Below are 11395 nucleotides of genomic sequence, written 5' to 3' on the forward strand. Positions count from 1 at the left end.
TCAGGTGTTGATACTGTGCGTGCGATGAAAAGCACCGCAGAGAGCATGCATCGTTGAACTTACGGGTGGTGCTTCAAATCATCATCAAGGTCCCTCTTGTATGTTCTGTTGCATATGCTGGATATATTCAGGGCCGATTCCGCAGCATCCGCCAACAATGGAGGCTCCTTTCCTGATCCATGACTTGACCGCATCTGTATATTGAACGGGCGAAATCTCTTGATTAATCGCAGTTGATTGCAGGGCCAGAGTATAATCTTTTCTTATTTCATCATAGCGATTGCCGTAGGCACCATATTGAAACGTGAATTCCTGTCCCAGTTGCTGGTAGATATCCATGCTCGAATCAATATTCTCTATTGTCGAGCAGTTAACCAGTAAGGCCTTTACGCCGTGGTGTAATAATTCTATGGCCACATCTCTTAAGCTTTCGCCGCTTCGAAGATTTCCGGTTTCATTTACAGTAAAGCTGATCCAGAGAGGAATGTCGGTCTTTTTGGCTACTTGAGCAATAATTCGCGCTTCTTTTGCTTGACTCAGGGTCTCGCCCAATAAAATATCTACCTGATGCTTTATTGCCTGGTCGATGAGCATGGCATATTCCTGTTCCAGCTGTTGTTCACCACGTACCAGGTCAGCGCGATATGACTCAGATAAAGGCGGAAATGAGGCGGCAATCCGAACATCGGAATTCGTTTCCTCTCTTGCTTGACGAGCCTGGGTATATGCAATACCAAGCAACCTCAGCTGATCGTCTGCCTTGCCGGCATTGCTGAGGTGATAGTGCGTAATGGCATAGGTATTCGCCGTAATTACCTCTGCTCCGGCTGCAATAAAAGACTTATGCACTGCTTTGACAATATCGGGGTCGGTGTACAGGGCGTTTGCTGACCACAATGGTGGGTCGATGGAGGCGCCTTGTGCTTCCAGTTCACGACCTGTTCCGCCGTCAAGGATAATGACTGTGTTGTCCGCATTCATGGATGTGCACCAGGTGTCGACGTTGCTGGATAATCTAAGCTGGAACACGTTGTTTTTTCTCGACTTTGCTGAACCTTTGACAGCCTTAGAACATGGTCCAACTATGGCAATTTTTTCATTCCCAAAGCGGGGGAGCCGATAAAATCCGCTGTTCTTGACGGCAATAAAAAATCGATTGTTGATCGGCAAGCTCTCTCGCCGAGATTTGGAGAAACAGGGGAGAGGGGGGGCATCCTGTTCATTGCACGAGCAGCCAAAGAGCTAATACTGCTTCTTCCTGCATCCCGACTGTTCAGATCCATGGGTATAGGGGTGATTGATATCCGATAATGGATAAGTGCATCATGCAGGACTTATTTCCTGTCTAGGTTTGCCCAGGATCACGCCTTCCTGAATCCTCCGCTCTTCCCTCTATCGTAGGCGTCAGTCACTGTTTTCCTTCTGTGTGACCATGGAATGCAGGCCATCCTTGCGAAGGGACAATGTCTTCATTGCCTGTTCCCACTCACCCGGCTCGACCCGGTTCTCATCGATTATTTCGAAAAACTCACCCTCGCCCAAAATAAGATCCGGAGTGTGGGGATGATTTTTCCGTAATAGCTTCACCGCCAGGTTAGCCTCCTCCATCCCTGCGGCGGTCAGCCATGTGATGAGGTGACGATCACCGTCCTTGCAGAATTTGTACAGTAAATATCGGTTGTCCATGTTGACCAGTCCTGGCGTTTTTTTTAGACAGCAATGGATATGTTGACCGATCTCTATCTTACCAGCATTAACTCCTGCTGTCAGCATGGCTTTCGCACCAATGATTGTCGATGTGCTCACAGCCACTTCTGCGACCTCACTTTTTTAAGACATTCACCTGCGGGGTATTGCCAGGTTGATTCGCCACACAGGTAAACGAGAGGGTGTATGGAGCGGCTTATTGCTGTTGTGGGGGATCAATACGCATCGTCAGCGGGAGACGGCATGCAAACTCGAAATGTACTACCGGCACCTGGTTTACTTTCAACTGCTATGAAGCCGCCGTGAGTGGCAACTATGCCTTCCACTACGGCAAGACCAAGCCCGGTGCCATCGGTAACGCTGGGCTTAGTTGTGTAATACGGATCAAAGACCTGGTCGAGAACCGTTTGCTGCATGCCAATACCTGTATCCTCAACCTTCAGTTCAACATACTTGCCCGGTTTTTGCTGGCCACTGTCAATGTACTCATTCCCAGGGACTCGAATAGGGTTTGCGCTTATGGTAATGGTCCCTCCCCGTTCTTCCAGGGCGGCGATAGCGTTGTTGAACAAGTTCAGCAAGACTTGAAACATCTGGCCTGGATCAGCCTCGATTGGCGGGCAGTTATCGTCAAGAGCCAGATGTACTTGCACATTATCAGGGACAAGCTGCCGAAGCCGCTCGGAGACCTCCCTTATGAGCTGCTGTGGCAAGACCCTTTCTTTTTGTTGATTGAAGTCTTGGCGGCCGACAGCGAGGATCTGTTGCACAAGGTTGATGGCTCGGTTCAACGAGGCCTGCAGTTGGTAGAGGTGCTCCCTGACATGGCTTTCCGGAGGAAGATCCAACCCTATGAGTTCGGAATACCCCTGTACCGAGTGGAGGATGTTATTGAAGTCGTGCGCAATTCCACCGGAAAGGCGACCGACGGCTTCAAGTTTTCGACTGTGCAGAAGAGCTTCCTCTAACCTCTTCTGTTCGGTTATATCCATGACCGAAACCCGAATATGGTTATTTGCTCCTTTGCCATGGCCTGCAGGGCGATCGCCGACAAGACGTGCGATAAATTGCGTGCCCTTGTCCGGGACAAGGGTGAGATCTATCATTACATTCTTTTTGCCTTTGTTTATTTGTCTGAGAAGCTGATAGAAAACAGGATAATCATCAGGAAGAATAAACTTATTCAGTGCCCGTTTATACAGTTTTTCTTTCCCCTGATTCAACAGGCGGCTAAGGGTCTGGTTAGCCTGTTCAATTATGCCTTCAGCAGATAATACCGCATAGCCCACAGGTGCGGACTCAAACAGGTCGCTGTACTCCTGGCGCGAACGTTCCAGGTCCTCCTGGCTGCGTCGCAGATCCTCATTCTGCAACTCCAGCTCGATCTGGTAAATATGCAATTCTTGTAAAGCTTTGCGCAAATCAGCCGGTTCGAGTTCCAGTATTTGATGGTGATTATCCTGTCGCAGCAGTTGTAATGCCCTTGCCCTCAGGCTGGGTTCACCTGTAAATTTCGGATTACTCATGGAGCGTCCTTCATCGTGTCTGTGCAGCAGAATTGCGGCATGTTCAGTGAGTCATTCTTCGGTAAGGGCAACGCTAAAAAAATCTGGTCGTCGTCAATGTGGTCCGGATCAACTGCTCGAGTGTTCAACAGTAATGGAACCTGGTTTCCCTCCTTGTTTACCCAGCAGACAGGTACAGTCAGGGTTTGATCATCCTTTTTGTTTTTCTGAACATTGTTGAGTATTTTTTCCTGTTCTTGGTCGGATGAAAAAAAATCAGCTATGGAGCGGCCCAGGAGGTTGCGTTGGCTGTAGCCGGTCAATCGTTCGGCATTGGGGTTACACCATTGGATTTTGCCGTTTCGAATGATAAATATTCCCATGGGCGCAGCCAGGGCGATGCCTTTGAGGATGAACTCCGTTCTCTTTTCCTCTGTAATATCGCGGAGCACACCATGCATGCGGACAGGTACTCCCTGTGAATCGGTACGGATGTACCCCAAATGGTGGACCCACGCCTGAAACCTATCAGCTTTGGCCACCCGGTACTGTATGTCAATGGGCTCCTGTTTGTTGCGGGCTTTGTTCAGCGCTTTGCTTAATGCCGCTCGATCATCATGATGGACCATGGTGAGAAAATCTTGAAATGATCCTGAAAAGTCCTGTTCTTTGATATGGAGAATTTTTCGCGCTGCATCGCTGAGATGGAGAGTGTTTGTTGACAGGACCAGGTTCCAGGAGCCCACTCTGCCGTTTTCCTGGATTGATTGAAGATTCTTTTCACTGCGCATTAGCGCTTGTTGGGTTTCCTTGACTGTTGTGATATCCGTAAAGCTGAGCACATACCCAGACGAAATTTTTGGTGAAATAAAATAGGGATGAATGAACATCAGGAACCATTGGCCGTTTTCCAGCTGAACCTCCTGCTGACGGGACTGGTTATCTGCGCGCACTTTCTCCAGCAGCGCCAGAGGGTCGCAGTTAATGATGTGGTGGGAGATATGGTCAAACGGACGGTTGATGTCCGAGTTGATGAGTTTATAAATGTCGGTCACCATGGGAGTGAACTTGCGGACAAGTAAATCCTCGTCGAGAAAGATGGTTGCTATTCTACTGCTCGCCAGCATGTTGTCCACATCACTGTTCAGTTCTGTGAGCTCCATGATTTTGTGTTGGTGTTCAGCGTTGACCGTATACAGTTCTTCGTTTACTGACTGGAGCTCTTCGTTGGTGGATTGGAGCTCTTCATTGCTTGCCAGCAGTTCTTCGTTGGTCGCTTGCAGCTCTTCGTTGCTGGTTTCCAGCTCTTCCACCGTGGCTTGGAGGTTTTCCCGGGTAAATTGCAGCTCTTGTTCCAGGTCACTGATTCGCTGCTGTGCTTCCCGGTCCATATCATAATTTTCCGTAACCTCCTCGGCAGGTTTGCTGCTGTCTTTCTCAACCACCTCCTGTATGAAAACGGCTACAAGCAATTCCTGCCCCTTTTTTTGCGGCAGCGGTTTTAATATAAGGTTATACAACCGTGATCCGTTTTTATGCCTGACACGGATGAAGGAATAGGATATCTCCTTGTTCTTGGTGAAGACTTTGTTGAGGCCTGTGGACAGCGGGATGGAAAAATCTCGATGAACCATTCGGGTAAGGTCGTTTTCCATCTTCCCCTCAGGAACAGTGAGTACCTCAGAAGTGTCGCCAATGGTGAAAAGCACCTCATGGGCTTCGTTGACCACAACAGCGGGAGGAACATATTCCTTGGCCACCAGCTTGATCAGGCGGTCCAAAATCCGTTCCTCCTGGTTGGTTGTGACCTGACGCTCTGAGGAATAGCGGTTCGGGAGGTTGCGGCCCAAGCGATTGCTCCGGGATGCCAGTAATTGTCTGTTTAACTCCAAAGGTTCCTTTTGCCCCAAAGCACGAAAGAGTCTCCAATGATTATGGAGTGGTTCAAAATAGTTGTGCATCTCGCCAATGGTTTCGCTAGAGCCGAGGAAGAGGATACCTCCAGGCCGGAGTGAAAAATTAAATATCTCCAGCACCCGTCGCTGGACGATGGGCTGCAGATAAATGAGAAGGTTGCGGCAGCTGACCAGGTCAACACTCGTAAAGGGTGGATCCTCGGTCAGGTTGTGCTGGGCAAAGATCACCATTTTTCTTATTTTTCCGCTTACCTGGAAGTTTTCACCGCTGTGATTGAGATATTTGGCCTGAAGCCTGGGAGTGAGATCGGCGGCAATGGACTCCGGAAAGGCTCCTGAGCTTGCTTTGGCGAGCGCATCTTTGTCTATATCGGTGGCAAAGATTTTCACCTCCCTGGCAATGCCAACGCGATCCATTACCTCCCTGCAGAGCATCGCTAGCGTATAGGCTTCTTCTCCAGAGGAGCAGCCTGCCACCCAGATGCGTAATTCACGGTTGCTTTCGTGGTGCAGCAGTTCCGGCAGGTATGTTTCCTCAAGTATCTTGAATGCTTCAGGGTCTCGAAAAAAAGAGGTTACACCGATAAGCAGCTCACTGTACAGGGTGGCGAGCTCCATTGGATTTTTGCGTAGAATTTCGACGTACTCATCAAGATCACTGATCTGATTTATCGACATCCGACGCTCCATGCGCCGTACAACCGTGCTTGGCTTGTAGTAGCTGAAATCGACCTTGTTTTTTTCGCGGAGCAGGGAGAAGACAGCGGTGAGCGCATCATCCCCTTCCATCAGGAGCTCTGATTTTTCGGCGAGAGCAGCCTGTGGATGACGAACAAAGCTCAACAACTGTGCCGGCATTTGGTTTGGGGGGAGCACAAAATCAGCCAAGCCAGTGGACACCGCGCTTTTGGGCATGCCATCGAACTTGGCGGTTTTTTCATCCTGCACCATGACCATGCCGCCATTTTCCTTAACCGCTCGTACTCCCCGCATACCATCACTGCCGGTGCCTGAAAGGATAATTGCAACAGCTTTGTCCTGCTGGTCATCTGCCAGAGAGCGAAGAAAAATATCAATGGGTAAGTTTAAGCTCCTGCCTGACCCAGGACTATCGTTGAGCAGCAACTTGCCATGAAAAATGGTCAGTTGTTTTTTCGGCGGGATGAGATAGACACAGTTGGCCTCGACCTTCATGTTGTCTTCAGCACGGTGGACAGCCATGGCGGTTTTTTTACTGAGGAGTTCTACCATCAGGCTTTTGTAGTCGGGAGAGAGGTGCTGTACCACTACAAACGCAAGACCGCTGTCTGCCGGCGTGTGCGTAAAAAAATCCTCAATAGCCTCAAGACCACCCGCTGAGGCGCCAATGCCAACAATGTAAGAGGGGGGATGAGTCGTGATGCTGGTGGTGGGATCTGACATGGTTGACCTCGTATGATTTTATTCTCGCCAGGCGAGAAGCACTGCTGCAGGACAGAAAGGGTAATTTTTTGTTTGTACCCGCGTACAGCATCCGGCTTGCGGACGGTCAGTGTTCGCGGCAAATGAAGCATATACTGAGCCTGGCCTGCCAGTCATTGTTTAAATGGGGGCAGGCCAACGGACTGAAATATTTTCTATCTCCGCAAAGCATTTTATGCCTTCTCCTGATGGGGGAAATGTCCACACGATAATTCGCTCATTCATCGCTGAGTTATCCCTTGTTTTATGAATTATATGATAATGATACGGATCCTGAAACACAATGTATTTCACCTATTTTTTTACCACAACGTAGGATAAAATAAACCGCTGCCGAGGAAACCGGTAAGGCTGTTTCGCCGGTAGGTAGGAGCGTCTGATTGTGCTTGTCGGTCGATGCCGGTAGCGTCACCTTGTTAGCGTAATTGTCTCTCTTTTTCGCAACCTATTTGATTTCATTGATCATAGAGGTGTACCATGGAGTAACTCTCAAGGTGAGGGGATGGCCCTCGACCAAGAAATCAGTACCTCCTCCGTGAATAATTTTATTTGAAAAGACGCGTGCACAAACCATCGTTGATTACAACCATCCGAAGAGCGATCATGCTTACCCTGTTGAGCCTGGCCGTTTTTTTGCTTGTCACGCACTCCCTCAAAAACGTTCATGACAGTAATGTTCGTGCCGCGGAGATGCGGCAGGGGTTCATTCGTCAACAGCGCCAATTAATCAAGGAACAGGTTGATCGGGGAGTAGTTGTCGTTGAAGAGGCTGTTGCCAGCAATTCCATCAGGGCCAAGGCTAATGCCAAGCACAGGGTGCAGGAAGCCGTTATGGTGGCTCACTCTATCTACGATCAGCACAATGGGGACATTCCGAAAGAAGACATCCAAAGCATTATTATCGAGGCCCTGCGGCCGATTCGTTTTGATGAAGGGGTGGGGTACTATTTTATTTTCACCTATGACGGGGTTTCGGTCATGTCAGCCGAAAATCCTGAGATTGAAGGAAAAAACTTGTATGACATGCAGGACGCAAGCGGAAACTATATAGTTCGGGATATCGTTGAGTTTGTCCAGCGCCAAGGTGAGGGGTTTTACAGCTATAACTGGGCCAAACCCAATCAAGCCGGTTTGGTATATAAGAAAACCTCTTTTGTGAAACAGTTCGATCCGTTCAACTGGTTTATCGGCGCGGGTGTATATAAGGATGCCCTCGAAGCATCCCTGCGGAAAATTATTGTCGATTATGTGACAAGGAACAGGTTCGGCCCCAACCGCCAGGGCTATGTCTTCATCAACGAAATACTGAACATTCATGGCGGGAAAGCGTTTGCACGGGTTTACGCCAACCCCAATCGCCCCCATGATACAGGGGTACTGCTTGACGACGATTACCAGGATGCCAAGGGAAAAATGTTTCGCCGGGAGTTTTTGCAGGGGCTCCGTGAACGCGGCGAATGCTATGTTGATTATTGGTATCACAAACTCGGCAACCAGGTAGCCCGGCCAAAAACCAGCTATTTCAAGCTTGCGGCAGATGGTCGGTTCATGGTTGCCGCAGGAGTTTATCTGGATGACATCGAGGATGAAATCGGCAGGATGCAAGCCGCGCTCAGAAAGAATTTGTACAAAAGCCTGCTGGTCATCTCTACGGTATTTGTGCTTGCCATGGCACTGGTTGCCATGTTTTTTCAGCGGTTAAGTAAACGGGTCGAAAATGATTTTCAGCTCTTTTCTGCATTTTTCCGACAGGCCGCCACTTCAACGGAGGTCATTAACCGGGATAAGATTATCTTTCGGGAGCTTGATCTTCTGGCAGGCTCGGCTAACCGTCTGGTTAACGGGAAACAGGAAGCGGAAGAGCAGCTAAGAAGTGAGCACGAACGCCTGTTGGTTACGCTTCACTCCATCGGTGAAGGGGTTATCGCGACAGATACCCAGGGGAAGGTTCTCTTGATGAACCGGGTTGCTGAAGACTTGACAGGATGGACCGGAGGCGAGGCCCTAAAACAGCATATCAGGGAGGTTATGCGGACCTCCAAGCTTGAGCAGCCCAATGGTCAGGTTACCGGCACCTCTGTTCAGGAGTTACGGACGACGCTGATTGGACGTTCAGGCGAGGAGTATCGGGTTGCTGTCAACAGTTCACCGATACGGGGCAGTAGCGGTCAGGTGCTTGGGAGGGTGATTGTTTTCAGGGACGAGACCGAAAAGCTGCGAGTTGAAGCCGAGCTACTCAAAGCCCAGAAATTGGAATCGGTGGGATTCCTGGCCGGGGGCATAGCCCATGATTTTAACAATATTCTGGCCGGAATATTCGGCAATCTTGAGCTGGCAAGCAACGAACTCCGGCAGGAGGATAAAGCTTTTTCCTATATTTCGCTGGCCCATGAGTCGCTCCAGCGTGCCAAAAGTCTCACCACCCAGCTCCTCACCTTTGCAAAGGGCGGTGCCCCTCTTCTAGAAACCGTTGATCTTCGACAGCTGATAAGTGAGGTGGCCACTTTTAATTTAAGCGGCAGTTCGGTCAAGGCTGAATATGCCATTAATGAAAACCTCTGGCCGGCTGTGGCTGACTATGGACAGATTTCACAGGTGCTCTCCAATCTGGTTATCAACGCCGTGCAAGCCATGGAACAGGGCGGGGTGCTTACCATCTGTACGGAAAATATGGATAAATGTTCGTCGCCCCTTGGCTCAGATACCGTACGACTGGAAATTCGTGATGCTGGTATAGGAATGGAGGAGGACGTTGCGGCTCGAATCTTTGATCCGTATTTCAGTACCAAGCAGACCGGAAGCGGGCTCGGGTTGACAATGGTGCATTCGATTGTTGAAAAACATGGGGGCAAAATTGAGGTTGAATCGGTCAAGGGTAGGGGGACCATCTTTTCGGTTTATTTGCCGGCCGATAAGACGGCAATGTTGGCAACCGTTGCCAGGGAAGCAATAACCTCTGCCGCAGCGACAATGCCATCCCTCCATGTTCTGGTGATAGACGACGACAGAGAGGTCCAGTCGGTCCTGGCAAAGATGCTGCAATTATTTGGTCACCAGGTGGATTTGGCCGATGAAGGTGAACGAGGGGTGGCGCAATATGTGCAAGCATCCCACCAAGGGGTCCCGTATGATGTTGTTTTACTGGATCTCACCATTCCAGGCGGTAAGGGCGGCAAGGAAACCGTAGTGGACATTTTGGGCTTTGATGCAGGAGCCAAAGTGGTCGCCATCAGCGGCTATGCAACCGATCCGATCATGGCTGAGTACCGTGATTACGGCTTCAGCGGGCGGATCGCCAAACCTTTTCTTCTAGGGGAGGTTGAAGAGGAAATTCGGAGGGTGTATTTATTGTAGGCGATAGCGGGAGAACGCAAGGTTCAACCATCGAAAACCTGACGCCATGTGTTTTGTCCCTTTTCGGTGAAGCCTGTTGCGGTGTGTTGACAAAGGCGTTTTATGCAAGAGTTTGTTGGTTGCCGGTGCAGGGGATATTGGCTGGCAGAAACGATTGCGGGATGGCTGATCGAATGGCTGAGTGAACATTGACGCTGAACGCGGCCGTATTGATTTCTCGGAGGATATCCTCATTACCATGTACGCTGTGATATGCACTGGCTTATTCTTTTCATTGCCGGCCTGTTTGAGGTCGGATGGGCAATAGGGTTGAAATTTTCAGCAGGCTTTTCCCGCTTTTGGCCTTCTGTGTGGACGGTGTTGTCCATGGGGGCCAGCGTATGGCTACTGGGCCTAGCCTTGAAAGCACTGCCAGTGGGAACGGCCTACAGCGTGTGGGTTGGAGTGGGTGCTGTGGGGACGGTGATTCTCGGGGTGGTGTTGTTCGGTGAGCCGGTGAATGCTCCACGTATCATCAGTATCCTTTTAATCGTGGTGGGCATTGTCGGTTTGAAGATTACTCATGGTTGACGTTAGGTCAAGCTGCGACGCTCCCTGCCGAGATGGGGCGGAGTTATTGGGCTGGAAAAATAGGCTGCGCGGTGCGGCGCATTAGTCATGGTTTTTTGAGAGATCGCTGATGGGTCATCTGCATGTAGTTGGCTAGGCCTGATCTAAGGGCTTCAGCAAAAGCAAAATCCGCTCTCTGTTGCTCCCCGTGTGCATCGTGGTTGAGGATGGATTCCAGACAGTTTTTGGTAGTTGATGGTAGGATCGAGTAATGCTCTTTCCACCAAAGCGCTCCCTGGTAGGAGTTTTTAAAAAAGATACAGGGCAGGTGTGAACCTACCATGCACTGGAGCAGCATCATCAAGCCATGGATGGCATAGGCATGGGAGTTGAGGTACTGTTCGCCCTCTGCTGCGACCTGCAGGTCACCTCTTTCTTTGGCCAGGTAGTAGCAGGTCGGTTTGCCCTGAGAGGTAAACGGCATGAACATCTGGCAGGCCGATGGTTTGTATGCGTGAATGGAGCACCGGTTCTGGATCAGAAACGGGCAGTAGTCGTCCTCCGGGCGAAGGTGATGCGCACGTTCGATGAGTTCGACCATCTCCCGGTTTAGCAGATAGACGGTCAGCGCTTCCACTGCCGTCAGGTCCAGGGTGACCCAGCTCCGGCAGCAGGCGTGACAGCCTTCCGGGCAATGGGCAGGGGGAGGCACCAATTCCGGAACCGGAAATCTTTCCGCTGATATTTCCTGTTTGACCAGGAGGGCTTGCGTGAGCGCAGCTGTAAGGACAGCCTCGGTGGTCGATTGTTGCCGAAGGGGTGAAGAAGTGATGGCGGTGCTCCTGGTTGCGACGAGAAGTCAGGTATTTTCTACGCTTGATATGTACCTCTCTTTTCTTCCCG

At 50.2% G+C, this 11395-nt stretch carries 7 protein-coding genes; 2 read left to right on the forward strand and 5 right to left on the reverse strand.

Going from position 1 to position 11395, the window contains the following annotated elements; genetic code table 11:
* Positions 1 to 84 precede the first annotated feature (84 nt).
* The 4 genes from ACZ52Z_RS18810 to ACZ52Z_RS18825 form a co-directional block, all read right to left on the reverse strand.
* Positions 85 to 1170, reverse strand: coding sequence for a homocysteine S-methyltransferase family protein (locus tag ACZ52Z_RS18810; protein ID WP_464268306.1), 1086 nt, complete (start codon positions 1168 to 1170; stop codon positions 85 to 87).
* Between the two features lie 234 nt (positions 1171 to 1404).
* Positions 1405 to 1806: a hypothetical protein gene (locus ACZ52Z_RS18815; RefSeq protein ID WP_464268307.1), complete on the reverse strand. Its 402-nt coding sequence runs from the start codon at positions 1804 to 1806 to the stop codon at positions 1405 to 1407.
* A 116-nt stretch (positions 1807 to 1922) separates the two neighbouring features.
* Positions 1923 to 3233 carry a two-component system sensor histidine kinase NtrB gene (locus tag ACZ52Z_RS18820; protein WP_464268308.1) on the reverse strand — a complete coding sequence of 437 codons (1311 nt, stop codon included), beginning with the start codon at positions 3231 to 3233 and terminating at the stop codon, positions 1923 to 1925.
* Positions 3230 to 6550, reverse strand: a complete 3321-nt coding sequence (locus ACZ52Z_RS18825; RefSeq protein ID WP_464268309.1) for a chemotaxis protein CheB — start codon at positions 6548 to 6550, stop codon at positions 3230 to 3232. Before ACZ52Z_RS18825 ends, ACZ52Z_RS18820 begins: the two co-directional genes overlap by 4 nt.
* Positions 6551 to 7150: 600 nt before the next feature.
* Here ACZ52Z_RS18825 and ACZ52Z_RS18830 point away from each other — a divergent pair.
* The gene (locus ACZ52Z_RS18830) at positions 7151 to 9943 is read left to right on the forward strand and encodes a cache domain-containing protein (RefSeq protein ID WP_464268310.1); all 2793 of its coding nucleotides are present in this window, start codon (positions 7151 to 7153) and stop codon (positions 9941 to 9943) included.
* Between the two features lie 252 nt (positions 9944 to 10195).
* Positions 10196 to 10513 carry a quaternary ammonium compound efflux SMR transporter SugE gene (gene sugE / locus ACZ52Z_RS18835; RefSeq protein ID WP_464268311.1) on the forward strand — a complete coding sequence of 106 codons (318 nt, stop codon included), beginning with the start codon at positions 10196 to 10198 and terminating at the stop codon, positions 10511 to 10513.
* 85 nt (positions 10514 to 10598) lie between these two features.
* Here sugE and ACZ52Z_RS18840 read toward each other — a convergent pair whose 3' ends face one another.
* On the reverse strand, positions 10599 to 11204 hold the full coding sequence (locus ACZ52Z_RS18840) for a YkgJ family cysteine cluster protein (RefSeq protein ID WP_464270825.1): 606 nt from the start codon (positions 11202 to 11204) through the stop codon (positions 10599 to 10601).
* Between the last annotated feature and the right edge of the window lie 191 nt (positions 11205 to 11395).

Source organism: Desulfogranum aggregans (assembly GCF_055398265.1).